Raw genomic sequence first — 21,192 nt, forward strand, 5'->3', positions numbered from 1 at the left:
GTTAGCGAGCGGCCCGAGGGGTTCACCCCGCGTCCAGCGCCCCAAAAACGCCAAGTTAAGAATTAACCCTCCCTGGCAGGGAGGGTCGAGCCCAGCGCGGGGAGGGTGATTCGTGGCGTTTGACTGAATCCGAGCCACAACAAACCCTCCCCGCGTCGTCGCTTACTCCTCCGCGACCCTCCCACTGGGAGGGTGAATTCAATTGCTTGACGGCTTCATGCGTTAACTTGATGCCGATGGGATTCGGTGTCCAGCGCCCGCCACTGGCTCACGCCACGTGCTGGCACGCGACCTTACACCGTTTCCATAAACCCGGCGTCGTCGGTGATCACGATCGTGTCCAGTGCGGAACCGGCTTCACGCACCGCGACCTTCAACGTGTGGGTTCCGGCATCCAGATCAAACTGAACCGCTTCTCCGTTCTCGGTGACGGTTTGCCAGGTCATTTCTCCGTTGGTCACCTGCATGTGCCATTTCACCCACGGCCCGTCATCGATCGCGATCCAGAACGAATTGGACGCACCGTCATCGGCACTGACCAACGCGTGAATACTGAACACGCCGGCATGATCGACGGTGAAGTCATACGTCAATTCATCGCCGACCGACGGCGAACTGTAGTGCGGCGTCCCGTTGGACGCGACCAGGAATTCATTCCCGTCGTCGTCGCACTCAACCATCCAGTCACCGCTACGGTCCATCTGCGTTGCATCGATCACGATCGTGTTGCTCGACAGCTTGCTGACCATCCACTTGTCCAACTTCACGCCGTCCTCACGAACCTTCAACTGCATCGTGTGATGCCCGGCGTCCAAGTAAAAACTGGTCGCATCCTGGTTCCAACCGTCCGTCACCGTTTGCCAATCGAAGGAACTGCCGGTGTCCATGTGCCACTGAACCCACGGCAGGTCGTCGATCTTAATCCAAACCGAGTTGTCAGAACTGCGAGACGCCTTCACCAACCCGGACAATTCATAGTTGGCGGTGTGATCGACCGAGAACTGATACATCACCTTCTTGTGCGACGGCGGCGTGTTGTAATGTGATCCCGTACCGTTGGGAGCCTTGATGTACTTGCCGCCGGAGGCGTAACTGGAGCTGTAGACCTTCCACGGATGATCAATCCACTCGTAATCCTCCGCTTCAAACATCTTGTCGACCGCCGCTTCATACATCCCGGCATCGATCGTGTTGTCGCACTCGTGATCGTCCAAATGGATCAAGTCCGTCTTGCCGCTGGCGTCGGCATTGCTGCCGCTGTCGGCATCATGGCCTTGATACTGCGGCGAGAACACGAAGTCTTGTGGTGCGATGAACTGAACGTAGTAGTCGCCGCTTTCCAAGTCTGTGAATGAATACACCCCGTGGTTGTCCGTCGTCGTCGTCGCCACAACGTTGTGGGCCGAATCCAACAACTTAACGGTCACGCCCGGGATTCCCGGTTCGTTGTGGTCCTGCTTACCGTCACGGTCCAAGTCGTTCCAGACGTAGTTGCCGATCTTGCCCGATGGCGCGGCAACGGGATTCTTGTAGTGGCTGGGGTCGGAATCCGCAACGGTATCGGCGACCACCGATCCCACGTTTGCATAGACACCTGCGGCGAGGTGTTGGAATTTCACCTTGCGAATCTTGAACCGATCTTCCGGCGTGGTATCGGCCGTCGATGCGGCCAGCACCAGTACGTTTCCAGAGACCTCATTGCCGTTGAAGTCAGCCCAGCGCGAATAAGAACTGGTCGTGTTGCTGACCTCATTCAGCGCTAGTCCGTTCAGCAGAGCGTCGCTGAGTGTTTGATGGCTTCCGAACGCACCGGGGATCGTTCCGATCCAAATCGACAAGTCGCTGTCGTTGACAACGCTGTCCAAAAATGCCTGGTCGACGACGACGTTTTCGGAAAATTCGAACAATACAAAATTGTCGCGACCGACGTTGTCCACGCGGTGCGTGCCACCGCCGCCGTCACCTTCGCCGGAATCTGTCACTCCCAAGCCGCCGGAGAAAATCCCCAAGAAGGCTTCGGCCCAGATGCCGTTCGAATCTCGGCTAAACGCACTCGCGTTCACGGAGACTCCATCGGTCGTGAAGGTGCGGATGTTGCCATTGGCCCCGTCCAGACCGCTGCTGCCGTTGAAGTAGAACGTGCTGGTCGCCCCCGTCGTCGTCAACGATTCCGCCGTCGTGCTGTAGCTGTACGTCCAAACTTCACCGGGCGACAGCAACCCATCGTTGCCGGCGTCTGATCCGTCAAAGAGCGGTGTGAAGTCATCGCTGGTGTTGTTCGGTGTCCCGTTGTCATCGGTCACCACGACTTCTGCAAACGTAAACGTCGTTTCGCCGGTGTTGGTGACCGTGTAGGTCCAGGTCACCGGAGCACCGGGAGCAATCTGAACCGCTTCGGCCGGTGTATCGGCATCGACGCCGTTGGTCGATTTTTCGATGTCGATGTTCGGAATCCCTGGTGGTTGGGGCGCCGGGTTGGTGTAGTGACTGGGGTCGGAATCCGACGCCACGCCGATGTCCACCGAGGCGATGTTGCCGTAAATCCCATCGACCACGTGCTGGAATTTGACCTTGCGGATCTTGAACGCATCTTCGGGCGTGGTATCCGAGGTCGATGCAGCCAATACCAGGACGTTTCCGACGATTTGATCGCCGTTGAAATCAGCCCAGCGCGAATACGAACTGGTCGTGTCGTTGTCTTCGTTTGCCAGTCCGCTCAGCAAACCGTCCGAAAGCGTTTGATGGCTTCCGTAGGCGCCCGGGATGCTGCCGATCCAAATCGACAGGTCGCTGTCACTGACCACGCTGTCCAGATAAGCCTTGTCGACAACGATGTCTTCGGAGAATTCGAACAACACATAGTTGTCGCGGCCGATGTTGTCGACGCGGTGTTTGCCGCTTCCGCCGTCACCTTCGCCGGAGTCGGTCACACCCAGACCGCCAGAGAAGATACCCAGGAAGGCTTCGTCCCAGTTGCCGTTGGAGTCCCGGCTGAAGGCACTGGCGTTGACCGAAACACCGTCGGCGGTGAAGCTGCGGATGTTGCCGCTGGTGCCACTCAACGAACTGCTGCCGTTGAAGTAGAACGTGCTGGTCGCCCCGGTACCGGTCAGCGTTTGAGCGGTGGAACTCGCGGTGTATTCCCAATCTTCGCCGGGCGAAAGAACCCCGTCGTTCCCGTCATCGGGGCCCACGAAGGTCGGAGTGAAGTCATCGCTGGTGTCACCCGGCGTGCCATTGTCGTCGGTGACAATCACATCGGCCGCGGCGATCGGAGTGTCGCCGGTGTTGGTGACGATGTACGTCCAAGTGACCGGAGCCCCCGGTGCAATTTCGACTGCTTCGCCGGGCGTGTCGGCTTGCACGCCGTTGGTCAGTTTTTCGATGTCGATGTCGGGAGTGCCGATCACGACATAGTTGGCCGGGTCGTCGTCGGTGACATCGTCAAGTCCTTCAACGATGGGCGTTCCGACCACATCAGCGGTGTTGGTGAACTGGCCGGCCGAGGTGGCGGTGATTGTGGCGGTGTACAACCAAGTTTCGCCGACTTGCAGAATACCGTCGCCGTCATCGCCGCTAACGTAGACCGGATTGAAGGGTGTTCCACCGGCGTTGTCATCGGTCACGATGACGTCCTTCAAGTCGACTTCGCCGGGGTTGGTCACTTCATAGTTGAACGTCACCTGATCACCGACGTTGAAACTCGGGCCGGGACCGGTGTCGGCATCCAGGCACTCGACCATCTCGTTCGGATTGGTAAATTTCAAATCGGTGATCGCACCGCTGCTGGGGAACGTAACGACCAACGACGTGACTTCGTCGACATCGATCAGGATTCGCTGGAAACTGTTGTTCCCAAGTGCCGCGATGTTGAAGGATTGCTGACCCGAATTCGTCATCATCGTGACGACCGTGCCGCCACTCTCATCCGAATCGATGTCCAACAATCCGATGTGATCGATGCGAACTGCGGTGTCAAAGGTAAACGTGACCGTCCCGCCATGAGCCTCATCGTCGGGGTCATTGGAGTCACCGTCTTCGGAGATGATCAAGACATTGCCCAGGGCGACACTGTTTTCCCCGGTCGCACCACTTCGGCCGCCATAGCCGACACCCGGACCAGCGAAGTCTTGGTTGGGCGTGCCAAGGTCATGGTCACCACCGGTCGGCGTGGAACTATCAAAGATCATCGCGACGTCTGGGGCACCAGAGCGAGCATTGTCCGCGGAGATCGTGACCCCCAAAGAGGCATACTGGTTGTCGATCACGGTCCCTTTGGCGTACCCATCAAAGTCGATCACGTGCATTTCACCGCTACCGGCGACCACGTGCTCGACACATTTTTCGATATCAATTTCCGCCTCAGCACCAACGATGTAGTTCGCGGGATCGTTGTCGGTCACATCATCGGCAATCGGGGCACCGTTCTCATCGACCGGCGTTCCCACCACGGTGCCGATGTTCGTGAATTGGCCGATGGCGGTCGCGGTGATCTGAGCCTGGTACAGCCACGTTTCGCCCGGATCGAGTCGACCGTCCTGGTCATCATCGCCGACGTTGAAGAGGTTGCCGAATCCGTCGTCTTCTTCGACGGGATCGGGATTGAAATCGTCAGCCGTCGCAGTCGGCGTCGTGCCCGGAGTCGCGTTGTCATCGGTGACGACCACGGGGCTCAGTTCAACATCACCGGGGTTGGTGACGAAGTAGGTGAACACCAGCGTGTCGCCCAACTGAGCCGTGGGACCGGGCGGCGTGTCCGCGTCGACGCCGAAGTCGTTCAAGTCCGTGTTCGGGACGTCCGCGGGTGTGCTCAGATCAGCGCCCAGTTCGTTTTGAACCGCGAACAGGTTCTTCGTTTCTTCGACCAGCGCCGGGTTGCCCGAGGTATAGGCGGCTTGCGTCAGCGCGATCACTTCGGCTTGGGTGTACGCGTAGTCGACGTTGGGATTGGCGGCGTTCAGCAGTGCCGCGGTCGCGTGGCGTCCGAGGGCATTGAACCCGCCGCCGCCGCGGCCGAGGGCATCCAGCAACGTCAAACCGGCCGCGTCGCTGACGCCAAAGACCGAGTTATACGAGTCTAGGGGAGAGAACCCTGTGTCCGGCCAACCCTTCAGCGGCGCCGGTCCAAATTCCGAGTGCGTCTTCCAAAACCCCGGCGTCAGCCCCTCACCGCCGGTGGTCTGATCCGCGACGACCTTGACAAATTTCTCGATATCAATCGCCGGATTCAAAGGCGGAGGAGGAATAAAGATCCCGGCGTCCCAGGTCAGGTCATCCACCAAGCCCAGATTGATGACCTCGGTCAGCCCCGTCGATTGATCGGCGTCGCTGTCGACTTCATCGTTGGTTCCTTGATTCTGGCTTGTCAGCACGTACCCCGCGGGCAACGTCGAGGTCACAAACTCGACGAAGTAATCACCCGGTTGCAGGTTTTCAAACAGGTAGAACCCGTTGACGTCGGTGACGTCGGTCGCGATCACCGGTCCATCCGACCCGTCCGTTTCCGGAATCCCATCGCCATCGCCGTCGCGATAAAGATTCACCGTGACATTCTCGACGCCGGGTTCACCGCCATCCTGAATCCCGTCCAGGTCGTTGTCGTACCAAACGTAGTCGCCGAGGTTCACCAGAAGCGGTTCAATGGGGCCTACCGTCGGTTTATTCCCGCCTGAGAAATCCTGTGTGAAAACACCCGAAAACGAGGAGTCCTCGCTGTTGATTTGCACCCCGATGTCCAGTCCATCGAAGAACACTGGGCGAGGATCGCCCGACGGGTTGAGCGTTCCTGGCTGAGTAAGCTCGCCGCCGGTAACGATAAAGCGAAAATCAAAGTCAGCATCGGAACCCGCGTCCAGGAAGCCAAACTGAGATATTTCACCGGTCAGTAGCACCCCCGTGACATCGGGGGTGCCGTTAAAATCAAGGTCGATCTCGCCCGTGACAATAAAGTCATCCCCCGGGACCCCACCGACCAAACTGCCCGTTTGCGGATCAATTTCTATGGCAAGCTCGATTGTTGGATTGCCACCGACGAAGACAGGGAAAAATCCCGGAGATTGTTGGAACGTAATCGGTGGGGCCGCCGAAGCTGAAAGGACTCCAGACTGTGCGTCATATTGAGTTGTTCCATTAGAGCTTCCCGAAAACGATGGAAAGTCGGGAGTGATTCCCAACAGCGCCAATACTCGCCGATCCTCCAGTGATTGGACCAACAGCTTGCGTTTCGCCGTTCGCTTCCCGCGTTGTCGTTTCGGAGACTCGTGACGTTTCTTGGAGCGGAATGCAAATGGGTTTGAAATCATTGGAGCAATTACTTAGCGGGGTGGACTCAATGCGTTCAAGAATCGTGATAGCGATCGAGCATAATCCCAATCTGTAGATTGACGAGATTGGCGGCAAAAACACGCAAAAAGAACGGGAGTCCCCGTCGATTGTTCCGGTGGCGGAAGTCCCTTAATTAGAAAAATGCAGGAAAAACCATATTGCTAAACTCAGCTACAACACAAATCGCAAGGGGAATGCTGATTTATAATAAGAACGCATGACCGCAAGTCTGGGCAACGTACCGACCAAACGCAGAGACCTGTGTTCCTCCCAAGCCCCGTTCACAACGTGGCCCTTGATGTGATTTGGCGGCAGGCCGCCATGACTTCGAGACGGCAAAGAATCGTCAGGTCGGCAGTCGCCCGCCCAAACTGAACTGTGGGATCACGACTGGTTGCTGTTGTGAGATCGCGAAAGAAACGATCTAGGGGCGGCGGCGTCTCCTCACTGCCGCTCGATAACCCCGATTGTCGATCTTAAATCTGACAGAACGCTAACAGCTGTTGTCGATTAAACCATCTTGGCGAACGATGCCCATCACCTCAAATGCCTTCAGTTCGCTCCGGACAAACAAATCGCCACAGAGTCTGTCGCCCGATCTAAGCGGCTGCAGCAGGAAGCGTGAAAACTGATGAAGCCACCGCATTCGTAACGCTCTAGGCGATGGTTTACCAACCGCCTACAAAACTGCATTGCCCAGCGACGAACCTTCTCAGCAGAGCGCATCAAAGACGCGTCCACCGAACGACCAGATTTTCAGATCGTCAACCACTACTAGTGAAGAAATCACGCCCGCTGAAGTCGGGTGCACCATCAACTATTGCAACCGTGCCGCGACCGCAGATTAGCTCTTATAGAAACGTCTCGTATGTGAGCGTTAAATCGCCGACGCCTGCAATCGATCCGCTCGTTTTCGGCCGCTGCGACGTGTAAGTCCGATCCCACCCAACCCAACCAACCAAACGGCCATTGCACCGGGTTCGGGCACTGGGCGACCGATGTCCGCCGTTCCCAGGTTGGTGTTCAGGTAGGACGCCGTAAACGAGAAGTCGCGTCCGGTCTCCAGGCTGCCGATTTTGATCAGTACGTCGGAATTAAGAACCCCGTCATCAAAGTACTGACCTGAATCCGCTGTGGCGGCGAAGTACAATCGCCCATTGCTCGTGTACATCGAAGAATCGAGATCGGTAATCGTGCCCGCGAGAAGCGGGATGTTCGGCGAGCTCGCGTCTTCAGCACCACGTACCAGAAACGTTCCTGTCCCGATCAAGTTACCCGAGTCATCAATCGTGGCCTGCAAAGTGAATTGTCCAGGGGTACTGTTCAACACCGGCATGGATGACCAGTTCATCCCGTAAACCAAATCATTAACACCATTATAGGCCCCCAGAACAATCGGCGAAGTTGAGCCGTCCGTCTCTCGAAAGGAAATCGCAGTCCCTTTGGCAGAAAAAAGCCCGCTGGAACCAGTGAAGCTATACTCCGCGAAGTCAAGCGTGATGTCCGGGGCAGGTGCCGGCAACAATTGTCGCTGAACAATCCCCGCCACTGCAGGACGTGTCGCCAATGTGATGGTCAGCACCACGATGAGTGCGACGGCAATTCGCTGCAACTGTCTTGCTGCTGATAGATTCACCTTACTGTCTTCCATCTTCAAACCTTCCGATCGCCCGCTTTTGGTCGTGTACACACCGAGCTTGTCCGTAGGTGGCGAGTCTAAACCAATCACGCGGCATTGCAAGTAGCATTTGTCCACTCTTCGTGTGGCACTAGTGAGTGCCTATCGGACAACTTCGGACCCCACCGACAGGACGATTGGATCTCCCAAATCCCAAATTGTGCGAAACGCTTAATCCCTCCAGCCTAACCTCGACCGAGTGGTCGTGGTACTCTTTTATTCGCAGCAAATGCTTAAGTATTCTGGTATATCCTCACCTTAAGTCGTCGGGAGGCACCGAGAATGTAATCGATTCGACGACGACGCCGATCCCTCCTACGATAAGCAGTCCCCTGTCTTCAGCGGCAAATAGGACGCTACTGGATTGCTTCGATCAAGTCCTGCATCCCGAAATTACTCACCGAAGACAGGCCCGTAGCGGCCTATCGAATCAAATAGCTGTTGATGAATAAACGGGACAGTACTAGCCCGAATCGCAAGCGAGTGAATGTGCGGCGCCGCTTGATCGCGCCGCAGATTCATCGTCAATGGGCCAGTAAAACAGCGGTGCTGCAAATGCTCGCGTGCTTCGTCCGAAGGAGCCGATGAGGGCAATCCCGACCGCTCTCACGGACCGTAAATCGCTCGAACCATCGGCAGCATACCCCAAATCAGAATCGCTGATACACCGACGACGGCAAGCACGACCAACCCGGAAATCCCGGCGATTTTCATGAGTCGACGCCGAAATGACTTGCGAGCATTGGTCTCCAGTAAGCGGGCGGTCAACTCCATGGTGATGCTTTCAGCTTCGTCATGGGACGTCGATTCAACCACCGCAATGCGACGCGCATCGCTCGATGACGCTGCAGCGGACGCCTCCGCCGTCCCCGGATTTCCCACAGAGTTGGCTGACAGACCCCCTCCACCGTGAGCCGTAGGGGACGCTGTCGTGGCGTCTTTTCCGTCCGGCCCGGCAGATTTCACCAATCTCTCGGTGTCCAACGGCTCCGCTCCCTCGACCCACAGGTGAATGCCCCCTATCACCACCGATCGGTCCCCTGGACGAATCCGCCGAATCAGCGAACCGTTCGATCCAAGCCGTTCCGGGTGCAGTTCGATCAGCCACACGTCCTGGTCGAAGCAGACAATCCCGTGGTCGCAGCGCTCGAGGTCGGCGTTGTGAAGTCGGATCAAACTGGGATGATCCTCACCCATGATCGAGACATTGCGGCTGAGTGACTTTCTCCGCGGACCTCGGCCCCAATCCAGAATCAACGAAGCGGCTGGCAGGGCGTCCGAAGAGGCGTCCCCATCGCCGGTTTCAGCACCGAAAATTCCCCCGCCCCCAACGAAACGCCGGTGATCACCGGGTTCCTGGGTGACGTCAGCGCTGTCGTCGTCCAAATCAGATTCCTGGCTAAATCCGATCTCGTCGTGATCGTCCTTGAAGTAGAACTGGATCCGCGCTTTCCCAACCATCAGGACATGATTTTTGCTGACACGCCCCCAAATCGGAAATGCCAGCGGGCAGGTCGGCCAGACCTCGATCCGATCTCCACACGCAACCACCAAATAGACGACTGGCGGCAGCTTGGAATCGCCGATCTGCACATCACAGTTCGGGTCGGATCCGACGAGCGCGAACGGCTGCTTCAGATCAATCCACGACTCCTCGCCGTGTTTGCGGATCCGCGCCCCCCATCGCTTGGCAGCCCAAAGCCTCATGTTTTCGGAACTCTTCGTCAATGTTGGTACGGAGGTCGTTGCAATCAGCTCATTGGCAGTGTTCGGTACCATACGTCAAACACTTCTCCGGAGTCATTGAGAGACAAAACCCGCGATCGTAAACGGCCAAACGGGTGAAAAAACCATTTTCCCCAACGCGGGGCGAGAAAAGCGATTACGAGCGGCATGGATCTGCCGCCTGTACCATTCAAAACGAAACTCCCCTGGTTGGGTACAGCCAATTCTGTGGTTTTTCTACGATCCCCCTCACCCAACGGATAATAGAGATCGCACCGGACGCAAACGTGCGAAAAGGCACATCGACAGCCGTGCAGATACTGTCGAAGCTCCGCCCCCAAGCGGCCCCCAACGGCGCCCCTGGAAAGATAGGCAGGCTGAAAGGCCTGGGGGTTGTCGATAGCAACGCCTTTTAAAATTTGCCAATTGACGGCCACCTGGACGCGTCTATCCTTGCGGCTGACGCGAGAGGTGGGACGCACGTCCACCCGCAGGATTTTGATGCTCAAGGGGCAAACCTGCGCAGTGTCGAGTCGGGCCAGGGCTCACCAGAATTCAGCGGTGACGCTTGGCTAACTTGACGCTTTACCTTTGCTCCACCCACAAAAACGCGATCAAAACGGGGAAGAAAACGCCTCGCATCATTCCAGGCTAGATACACGATGGCTCGCACCAAGAAACGAAAGCACCCCCCAGGGGTAGCCGGGACCCACCCCACGCCCCCGAGTAAGTCCAAGTCACAGAAGCCCAGTTCACGCGGGGGGAAACGCAAGAACCGTTCCGGCGCGAGACGATCCGATGGCTCGGTGGGGCAAGCGGCACTGACTGAAAAACCGTATGCGCGCTCTCGCACCCAATCGGAACTAGTGCCCTTCCCCCCTCCGTCGAAATGGCCTGCGGTTTACTGGCAGGTGATCGCTGCCTTGGCGGTCGTGTTCATTTATTCCTACTGGCCTACGGTCCAATGGATGGTCGGCTCATGGATCAGCCAGCCGGATTACTCTCACGGATGGGCAGTCCCATTCCTGGCCGGGATGATCTGCTACTACCGCAGCGAATCGTTCCCGGGCGTTGCTCGAGGTACCTCATGGAGTGGGCTGTCCTTGATCGGTCTGGCGATTGTCATGCGACTGGCCAGCCGGTTCACCTACACCGATTTCCTGGACGCGTGGTCGATCTTGCCATTGGTTGCCGGTGCGGTCTGGTGTCTTCTGGGAATCCGCGCGATGTGGTGGGCCTTGCCTGCGATCGGATTCCTATTTTTCGCCGTCCCAATGCCTTACCGGGCGGAAACGATGCTCAGTTGGCAGCTCCAGGGCGTTGCGACGGACCTGAGCACGATTTTTCTGAGAGTCTTGGGTCAACCCGCTGTCGCGGAGGGGCATGTCGTTTGGATCGGAAATGAACGCCTTTCGATCGAGCAGGCGTGCTCCGGGCTGCGAATCTTCGTCGGCATGGGCGCGTTTGCGGTTTTCTGGGCAGCGGCCAACGTGCGTGGCTGGTCCGACAAAATCGTGATTTTGGTCGCGGCGATTCCGGCGGCGATTTTTGTCAACTCGGCCCGAATCGTACTGATCGGTTTCGGCTACCTGATGTTCGAAAGCGAGTCGGCGCGTCGCTTGATCCACGACCTTTCTGGGATTCTGATGATCTTCGCCTCCTTTGCGATCATGTGGCTGGTGAGCGTTTACTGGCAGCGGTTGTACGCACCGGTGAAAAAGCTGACGGCCAAGGAGATCCTGCGGGAGTCAGGGTTTAATTATGCCCAATCTTCGGATGGAGCCAGTGGAATCCCCCACCAAAGCTAGGTAGATTAACGGTTCCCGCAGTTTTGGTGGATTTCTGAGACTTTCCTGACGGCAGGACCGTTCCCCTTTCGGGATTGTATTAATCCATTATAGGGATTGTCACCAATGTTCCAGGATCGATGATCGGTTCGCAAAATCCTGCTCGGAGACTTTCTAGGAATCGTTAGTTTTCGAGCTAGCTTGGCCTTTCTTGTCGTTGCCTTCGAAACGCTTTCGCACCGCTACTTAGATCACCTCAATGAACCAATCCGTCATTGTTTCTGACCCGGTCATTCGTCAGCATCACGCGGGCGAATCCAAATCGTTTGACCCCTGGTTGTTGTGGGTCACCTTGCGTCGATGCTGGTACTGGGCTGTTCCGGTGGGCTTGGTCCTGGCGTGCCTGGCCGCCTTCGCCGTCCTGGCAACGTTCGAGCCTCGATACCAAGCCCAGCACTTGATCGAAGCCAACGAGGACTACATCCTGTACCGCAACGTGCTGAAGACGGTCGATGATTTGGCGCGAACCGAAAAGACGATCTTCTACAACGAAATCGTCCTCCGCCCAGTCCTCAGTGATCCCGCGTTGAGGGCGGCTCCCAGCCTCCGCGATCCCGACTCGGCGGAACGCAACCTACGCAACAATCTTTCCATCGCCGCTGCTGGGTCGTCGGCACGAATGATGGTCTCTTACCAAGACTCCGATCGGGAGTATGCCGCGAAAATCTGTAACGCGGTCGTTGACGCATACATGAACCAGCGTTCGGTCTTGGACCAGAAGCGTGTCGCCATTCTGGAGGAGTTGCTGGATCCTGAAATCGATTTTTGGAAGAACAAAGTCGAAGAGAACAAGGCCAGGGTTCGCGAGCTGACCAAGACCATGAAGGGCTATGATCCCAGCAGCCCGCTCGGTTTCACCCGCAATGAAAGCCGGATCGCCCTGTTGAACTCCTATGAAAGTCAGATCAACGACCTCCGCGTCGACATCTTCGAGCTGGAAGGCAAGCTAAAGCTGGAGGAGATGGAAAAAGAGAAGGCGGCCACACAAAAGCCCACGCCGGCTCCGATCGCTGCGTTTGTCCCGCCCGCGATCGAGGTGACCCGCAAGATCATCGGGCCTGCCGACATCGCCGGGTTTGTCAGCGCCGACGCGGAGGTCATCAACGCCCAACAGCAAGTGCAGCGCTTTGAGTCCCAGGTCGTCAAAATGGAAGACCTGGGAACGTGGCGGCTGTACCAATCCGAATACGCCGATGCGAAAAAGAAGCGTGACGAGTGGAAAGAAACGCTGGCCGAGGCAAAATCGGCAGCCGAAACCAAGGCGGTGACGGAATTGGAGGCGATCGCCGAAGCCGATTACCAACACCAACTGAAACAACGCGAAGAAAAAATCGCCAGCCTGCGTGCGGCACACGAAGAAACCCAGCGGATCGAACGCCAGAACCGTGCGTTGGAAGAGGCCCAGCAGAGAACCGAAACCGCGCGGGCGCTGCTGCGGATGATCGCCGAAAAGAAGGACAAGATCGACATTATCCAGTCGCAATTGGACAAGGAATCGGCCAAGTTCACCACCTTACTGGACGACTCCGCAAAGCTGCAATTTGCACAGGACGATCTTCGTCGTGCAACGGAGTTGTTGGTCAAACTGGAGGATCGCAAGGCCGCGATTCGGACCGAACGCCGCCAGGCCAATGCCGTGCGGACGGTCTCGGTCGCAACACCGCCCAAAGACCCCGTCGAAGACATTCCGTACAAAAAACTGCTCGGTGCGTCGGGAGTCGCCTTTGTCATTCCGCTGCTGCTGGGATTGCTGTGGGAGATGCGAACCAATCGGGTGACCGACAGCACAACGCTTGACACATCACGGGGCATCGCGCCGGTCATCGGCGAATTGGCCCGCTCGCCCAGTACCACCGCTGGACGCGGATCCAAGGGACGTCGGGTGTTCCAGGAAAGTGTTGACACAATGCGTGCGAACATCTTTCTGTCCAAGGAGACGAAGAATTCACGCTCGATCGCGATTGTCAGTTCGATGTCGGGCGAAGGAAAAAGCACGGCGGCATCCCAGTTGGCGATTTCGTTGGCCAAATCCAGCGGCAAGACCGTTCTGTTGATCGATGCGGACATGCGTTGCCCTGACCAACATGATCACTTCGGGTTGAGCCTGGAGCCGGGATTGAGCGGTGTCTTGACCCAGCAGTCGACGCTGGACGAAGCCATTCAAACCGAACTCGGCGACCTGATCCATATCTTGCCCGCCGGACGCTTGAAAGCGAGCCCGCACCGACTGATGTCACCGGAATCGATGAAGACGCTCGTACATGACGCATTGGAACGCTACGAGTACGTGATCTTCGACACTGCACCGGTGCTTTCGGCGGGCGAAACGCTCGCAGTCGCTGCATCGGTCGACACGACATTGGTGTGTGCGATGCGAGATGTAACGCGGATGGACAGTGTGATCCGAACGACACACCGCCTGGAATCCGCAGGGGCAAATGTGGCCGGTACGATCTTCAGTGGCGTCACGCCACGGCAATACGCCTACCGCTACGGTGACTACAACTACAGCAATTTCTCCAGTTTGCCAGGTGCGCCTAATTAGAGGGTGAATTCCCACTTTTTTGTGTCATTTTTGCAAGTGTAACTGTTCAAAGATTGCCCCACTTCTCCCTTTCTGCTTCGACATGCAATCACGCACACGCTCCGCCGATCTTCGCGACGCTGACGATCGACGCGACGATGAATCAACTGACTCGGACGCGCCAGATTCACAGGGCGCCGAAGTGGGCGAATCGACAACCAGCGACGTTTTAAAGGGTCAGCGTGCGTCGGAATCGGCTGGTGGTGAAAGTTCAAAAAAAACGGCCGCGGTGACAGAATCCGAATCGGCGATCGAGACAGCAACAGCTGGCGCAGCCGCAACAGAGGATCCTGCGATCTCAGAGTTTCATAAACAGAAACTGAAAGAGCGTCGGGAAGAGTGGCGAATCGATGTCCGTTTGCTAGCCGTCTCCGTCGCTGCCGTCGTGGTGGTTCTGGGACTCGGCACGGTCTCGTACTTCTACAATTCCAGTGCGGCAGCAGCAACGTTCCGGTTGCGTGCCGAAGAAGCCGCCGCGGTCGATGACGCCAATGAGGAATCGCGATGGTGGTCGCGTTACTTGATGATGGTGCCAGACGACGCCGACGCCTTGATCCAATCGGCATTGGCCGCCGACCGCGCCGCTGACCAAGCGGAACCGGACGAATTGTCTCGGCGATTGACCACCGCGCGGCGCCGACTGTCCGATGCCGTGGCGCGGCTCCCCGAGGAACGTTCCGCCGATCAAGAACAGTTGCGACGGCGTTTGATCGGACGTTTGCTGCAGTCCGGCGGCTACTGGCTGCGTGAGGCAGAAACGCAGCTTAAGGAGCTGGACGCCGCGATCGACGATGTTTTTGCGAACAAGGCGATGGCGCTGTCTCTGTATGGACAGGTTCAGGCAGAACTGTACGACAGCAATAACCCCAGTTCGGGACCGGCCAACAGCTATTGGGAATGGCTCTCGCGTCAGACGCCGACCTTGGTCCTTCAGCGAGCCGTCCTACTTGCACCGACCGACCTGGATGTCATCGCCGCGTTCTTGGCAGCCACAAAATCAGCCGATGAACGATTGGCCGTCGAAGCATCATCCAAGGGCCAGGATCAACAGGACGACCAGGATTCGGAAGACCAACAACGGTGGCGCAGCCAACTCGGTGATCACAAGGACCTGGTCCGCCAGTCGCTTGAGTATCTTGGCGACGTAACATCCGGTCGGGCGCGACTGGTCGAGTACTTTTACGGAATCGCCGGCGAAAATGCGGCGCAAGCCGAGCAGAGGTTGCTCGATGCGGCTTCCGACGTCGCGGCGCGGTTATCGCAGTTCGCCGAAGACGGGAGCTATTACGAAGCTCTGGACAACGTCGACCAACCGGCGAGTGAAAAACTGGTCCTGATTCGACGAATGCCCGCCGCGTACTGGGATTACCAGTGCCTGTTGGAAGCCAGTCGGTTGGTAGCCGCTAAAGCATCAGGCCAGGGCACCACAACGGCCGCCGCGGACCCATCGGCGCCAGAACTTTCGGCAGAGGAGACGTCCAGATTTGCTGCATTGGCCGACAGCTGGTACGAGCTGTTGATGGACGTCTCGGCGCCGGATGTAACGGCCAAGATGCGTGAAAACACGTTCTTTTATGCCGGTGTTCATGCTGAACTGCAGGGAGATCCAGAACACGCTATCGAAATTTGGAAGCGAGGACTTCAAGCCGTCAGCCTGGATAACCTGGAACTCAACGGAGCTATCGCGACGCGGCTCGCGTCGACCATCGCCGCGGAAGAGTCGCTGGAAGGCGGTGATGCCCAGGCCGCAACGTCGAACCGAGAGCAGGCGTTGAAGTCAGCCGAGGAAGCCGTTGAGGGCTTCGGTAAGGCGATTCAGGCGGAATCGGGTCGGTTGTTGCTTTCCACGACGATGGAGATGACTGATGCCCAACGCAATGAAATCGCCCAAATCATCGAGATGGCACGCTGGCGTTATAACGTAGCTCGTGCACAACTTCAGATCGCTCGTGACGGTGGCACCGACCAGATGTCACAAGCGATCGCGGGGTTAAACACGGCACTCTCAAGCACCGCAGACGTTCGCCCTCAAGAAAAAGCTCAATTGGCAACCAATCTCGCATCGCTGTATGCAAAGCAGGGCGTCTGGGATCTGGCCGCCGATGCTCTCAGCACCGCCTGCGATTTATTCCCAAATGACACCGCCCGTCACGTCTTGGCGGCCGAAGCCTGGACGCGAGCCGGAAACCGTGGACGTGCAGCCGAGCACTGGCGAGCGGCAGGCCAAGCGGCGTCACTGAATGTTCGCGTCCAAGCCGCACAAGCTGAGTTCAACTACCAACTCCGAATGCCTCCCGCACTTCGTGACTTCAGCAGCTTAAGAACCACCGTGGATCAGTTGGAGAGCGAAGTCAACCGGATCGCAACGGACCAACGCACGGCTGCGACGCCGGCGGATCAGTTCGAAGAACTCGAACTGTCGCTGCGAATCTTAATAATGTCGATTCCGCCGCAAGGGATGCTGGCCGAACAGCACCTTCAATCCAAACAGATGGCGATGCTTGCCGACGAGTTGGCGTCCGAGAAACAGGACAACGCCAAGATTCAGGCTTACGCAGCCGAGCGGCTTTCTGCGGTCGGCATGAATGAAAAGGCGGTCGAACGGATTGGGCAGCTGGAAAAGATCCTCGGCAAAAACTCCACGCCTTTGGCCGTGGTGAAAGCCCGAATCGATGCCGCCAACGGCAAATCGTTGGCAGCGGCCAAGCGACTGATCCAACAGATCGACTCCAGTCCGGACCAAAGCGACCAACTGGCTCGGCTTGCGGCCAACTACGCCTTGGCATCTCGCGACTTGGAATTGGCCTACCAAACCACGAAGCGAATTCCGGAGGATCGCCGTCTACCAAGTGACCTGTACCAACTGTATCGCCAATCAAAACAACTGGCCGCAGCAACCGAAGACAAATCAGCGACCGAGGAATTGGACGAAGAAGCCGAGCAGTGGTTCGCACAGTTGAAACGGTTGGAAGAACCACCCGTGGACGATGACAGCGATGTCAACTTGAAACGTTCGGTCGGTACGTTTTGGCGAATGATCGAGGTGGAGAATCACCTTGATGCGCTTAGGACGCGTGCCGGTAAGATCAGCCGAACCGACAAGGAGATGATTCGCACGCGTGGATTGCTGGATACCATTCTCCGACAACGTCCCCGCTGGGGACACGCCATCTCGATGCGGGGCTATTTTTCGGCCGTCCTGGGGCAGCACGAAGACGCGGTGGAACAACTCCGATCCGGCATCGCCGCCGGTGATCGGTCGCTGCGAACACGTCAATTGCTGCTTGAGCAATTGATTGCGCTCGGTCGCGACAGCGAAGCCGATGAAGAGATGAAACGGATGGCCATGTCCGTTGACTTCGTCGTCGATCCCTACGCCAAGCAGGACATCCGATCGGCGTTCAATCGCGGCGAACTGCTCGCCGCGGTCGACGCGGCGCGACAAAGTATGGAAGCCAACCCGACCGACACCACTCCGCTGGTCGTGTTTTCACGTGTCGCATCGACGGCCGTCCAATTGGATCGTGAACGAGCGGCGACGGGGAAGGGAAAAACGCGGTTGACGAACGAGCAACGAGACCAACTGGTCCAGGATGCCCGCGAAGCGATCGAAAAGGCGAAAGCACTGGGCAAGGAAAACCAGTTCGCGTTGGCGGCCGCGGCACTCGACCTGGAACTGCGACACGGAACTCCCCAATCCGTCGATACGGCATTGGAACAAATCAACGCTTCGGACTTGCCGGAGAACCAGCGACTGGTGCTCGATGCACGTGTTTCCGTCTCCAACGGGGACATCGACGCAGCCATCGAAAAACTCCGTCAATCCAACCAGTTACTGCCATCGCTGGCGGCACAGGTTCAGTTGGCCAAACTGCATCAAGCCCAAGGAAGCTCAGCGGACGTCGTGCAATCGCTTCGTGACGCGGTCAAAATGCAACCCGATAACGAACGGATGAAGATGGAACTTGCCAAAGCCATCGTCGTGCACGGGGGCGACGAGGCCGATTGGGATGAGGTCCAGCAATTGTTGCGCGGGGGAACGAGCACGACTGCGGAAGGTAAATTCGCTCACGCGGCGTTGTTGAGTGCCCGCGGCAATGGACAGCAATTGCTCCAGGCCCTCAGCTTGGCACGGGAACTGGCTCGCGAGCAGAACTCGGTCAGCCACGAAGCACAGGTTTTGCAGATCTCGACATTGATCAAACTGATCGATCGGATTGATGCCGACGACACGCCGGAGGATCCCGAGCGGCGTCGACGTTATCTGGACGAAGCACGCAACGCCAGCCAGGCTCTGGTCAGTGCCCGATCGGCCGGTCCGGTAGACCTGTATCGACACGCCGCTTTTCTGCTGAGGTACGGGGACGAGAGCGATCTAAAGACCGTCAAATCGCTCGCGGACCGCTTGCGTATTATGCCCAATGGAATGCTGCAATCGCTTGAATTGAGCCTTATCTACAACCAGCGTGCAGGGTCCGAAGAAGGAGTCGCCGGCTTGGTCAACGGTTGGGTGCGGAATGCAAAACCGGATCAAGATCGCCACCGAATCGGTGGAGTAGAATCCGCGGCAGGACGCGTCCTCTTGAATCTCGGATTCATCGAAGAGAGCCTGCAGTGGTACGAGAAAGCGTACCAGGCCAACGATGATGCATTGACCAGTTACATCATTGCGTTGTCTAAAGCGACTCAATACCCCAAGGCCGCAGAGGTTGCTGCAGCCCACTACCGCAAGGTCGGCGATGCTGTTTCAGCAACGCTGTTGATCGAAGCGTTGCTCGCACTTGATCCTCAGCAAGATATTTCCAAATACTCCGAAATTCTGGATGACGCAGTCGCAAAGCACAGCCGCAACGCCGGGCTGCTGGAAGGGGTCGCGACGCTGGCGATGCAGCGAGACACGCCGCAAGAGGCGATCAAGCTGTATAAAAAAGTGCTCTCCTACGACGCCTTTCGTGTTCGCGCCTTAAATAACTTGGCAATGGCCTACACCCAGGTCCCCGGGCTCGCGGCGGAAGGGCTGGTGCCCATTGATCGAGCGTTGAAGCTTACCAAACGCAACCCAGAGTTACTGGACACCAAAGGCACCGTGCTGCTGAAAGCGGGCCGCGCCAAAGAAGCACTCGCGGTCTTTGACGAAGCCCTGGCCTCGAAAAACGAACCCCGTTTTCTTTTTCACAAGATTCTCACATTGCTGGCACTGAAACAGCAACAGAATGCTGCCACACTCTGGGATTCGCTTGACCTTTCGACACTTGATCCGTCAGGCCTGACCAAAGAGGAACAGCAACAACTCGAGCAGATGAAATCCGACTTCGAGTCCTTCGCCACTAGCCAAATCTAGCAACTCCCAACTCCCAACTCCCAACAATGCCCACTCCGCCCCTAACCTCCCGCCGCCCCATCATCGTCGCACTGTTGATGTTGACACTTTTTTCCGGTGTCGTTCACGGGGTGCTCGATGGTCGCTGGGCGATGCAGGAAGACAAAACTGCGACCGGGGCGGCACTCAAAGAATTGCCCAAGAAGATCGGTGCGTGGACGCTGGTCGAAGAAGGGGACATTGATGAAAGTGCCCTTCAATTGCTGCGGTGCTATGGATCGTTCATGAATGTCTACCGCCACGATCTTACCAAGTCGCTTGTGACCGCTGCTGTTCTGTATGGTCCGCGGGGGCCAATCGCCGTCCATACTCCGGAGTTTTGCTACAGTTCCGAAGGGACCGATCAATCACGGTCGCGTTTGGTCGAAACGATCACGATCGGCGACACCGGACACCGGTTCTGGTCTGTCGAGTTCACTCGCAACGATGATCCGAGTGATAAATTCGAAGTCTGGTACGGATGGAGCACTGGTGGCGAATGGATGGCCGCAGAGCACCCCCGATTCTGGTTGACTGACGACTTGTACAAAATTCAGTTGTCGGGGCCGTCAATCGAATCATCCTTTAATCCTTGCGAGTCATTTTTGACCGCTTTATTGCCCCACCTTGAGCAACACATCAAGTGAAGGACGCTACCGTGTTTGAATTCAATGATTCCGATTCTGACAGCTCTGTCGCGATCAAATCTTCCGAGCCGGCATCTCACGGCTCCCGATCGGTTGTCTACGCGTCGCACGAATCTGACACCGCAAACTGCCAGTCGCGGCCTCGACGGAGCCCCCGTGTCAGCCCCGCGCATCCGGTCTATTTTCCGATCAAACACTGCTGCGAACGTCTGTTCGCGGCATGCTTGTTGATCCTGGTGTCCCCATTGATTTTGGTACTGATCGCACTGGTGCGATTGACCTCCAAAGGCCCCGGAATCTACCGCCAAGAGCGAGTCGGATTGAACCGATGCACGTTCGACGTGTTCAAGCTGCGGACGATGTATCAAGACGCCGAGGCCGATGGGCAAGCGAAATGGAGTCAGAAAGGCGATCCACGCATCACATCACTGGGGCGTTTTCTGCGACGCACCCATTTGGATGAACTGCCCCAACTGTGGAACGTCGTCACCGGTGACATGTCGCTGACCGGTCCGCGGCCGGAACGCCCGTGTATTTGCGAGAAACTGGCCGGCCATATTCGCGGCTATTACGCCCGAACGAACGTGAAACCCGGCATCACCGGAGTCGCCCAGATCAATTTGGAGCCCGATCGCACGATCAACGATGTCCGCCGAAAGCAGTGCTTGGACCTTCACTACATCGAAAACGCGAATGCCTGGCTGGACCTAAGAATGGTCTTCGCGACCGTGCTTCGCATGTTTGGGATTCGCGGTGCAGTGGTGACGCGCTGGATGGGGCTGTGTCGCAAAGACGTGCTCGAGGCTGCCGGGTTGAGCGAATCGGAACGCCACGGCTCAAGGACGATTGAATCGCTGCCTTCGCTCAAACCCTCCGACGCAACGCAGGAATTCGAGGCGATGGTTGCCGTTCAGGTGCCAGAGTTCGAAACCAAGTCTGGTGCCACCCGATCCCTGCGAATCGATCGAAAGAGCACTCCCAAGTAACCGATGTGATGCAAGCTCTTTGGCTTGTTGACCGTAGGGCAG

General features: G+C 57.3%; 8 protein-coding genes. 5 read left to right on the plus strand and 3 right to left on the minus strand.

Annotated features, from left to right (window positions below; genetic code table 11):
- Positions 1-293: 293 nt before the first annotated feature.
- The 3 genes from H1B37_RS27940 to H1B37_RS27950 all read right to left on the minus strand — a co-directional run bounded on the left by H1B37_RS27940 (position 294) and on the right by H1B37_RS27950 (position 9,709).
- Complete coding sequence (locus H1B37_RS27940; RefSeq protein ID WP_182870577.1) at positions 294-6,302, minus strand: SdrD B-like domain-containing protein; 6,009 nt, start codon at positions 6,300-6,302, stop codon at positions 294-296.
- A gap of 899 nt (positions 6,303-7,201) precedes the next feature.
- A complete protein-coding gene (locus H1B37_RS27945; RefSeq protein ID WP_182870578.1) occupies positions 7,202-7,975 on the minus strand; it encodes a PEP-CTERM sorting domain-containing protein in 774 nt (257 codons plus the stop codon).
- A 633-nt stretch (positions 7,976-8,608) separates the two neighbouring features.
- Positions 8,609-9,709: a hypothetical protein gene (locus H1B37_RS27950; RefSeq protein WP_182870579.1), complete on the minus strand. Its 1,101-nt coding sequence runs from the start codon at positions 9,707-9,709 to the stop codon at positions 8,609-8,611.
- A gap of 884 nt (positions 9,710-10,593) precedes the next feature.
- On the opposite strand from H1B37_RS27950, the gene H1B37_RS27955 reads away from it, so the two are divergent.
- From H1B37_RS27955 to H1B37_RS27975, 5 genes are all read left to right on the plus strand, one after another.
- Positions 10,594-11,535 (plus strand): exosortase/archaeosortase family protein, encoded by a 942-nt coding sequence (locus tag H1B37_RS27955; protein ID WP_182870580.1) that lies wholly within the window; start codon positions 10,594-10,596, stop codon positions 11,533-11,535.
- A gap of 238 nt (positions 11,536-11,773) precedes the next feature.
- Positions 11,774-14,119, plus strand: a complete 2,346-nt coding sequence (locus H1B37_RS27960; RefSeq protein WP_182870581.1) for a polysaccharide biosynthesis tyrosine autokinase — start codon at positions 11,774-11,776, stop codon at positions 14,117-14,119.
- A gap of 397 nt (positions 14,120-14,516) precedes the next feature.
- Entirely contained in the window at positions 14,517-19,499 is a 4,983-nt protein-coding gene (locus tag H1B37_RS27965; protein WP_182870582.1) for a tetratricopeptide repeat protein, read from the plus strand.
- 26 nt (positions 19,500-19,525) lie between these two features.
- Positions 19,526-20,164, plus strand: a complete 639-nt coding sequence (locus H1B37_RS27970) for an exosortase-associated EpsI family protein (protein ID WP_182870583.1) — start codon at positions 19,526-19,528, stop codon at positions 20,162-20,164.
- 11 nt (positions 20,165-20,175) lie between these two features.
- Positions 20,176-21,150, plus strand: a complete 975-nt coding sequence (locus tag H1B37_RS27975; RefSeq protein ID WP_353620942.1) for a sugar transferase — start codon at positions 20,176-20,178, stop codon at positions 21,148-21,150.
- The last annotated feature ends 42 nt before the right edge of the window (positions 21,151-21,192 follow it).

It is taken from the genome of Stieleria mannarensis, assembly GCF_014154935.1.
Taxonomy (GTDB): domain Bacteria; phylum Planctomycetota; class Planctomycetia; order Pirellulales; family Pirellulaceae; genus Stieleria; species Stieleria mannarensis.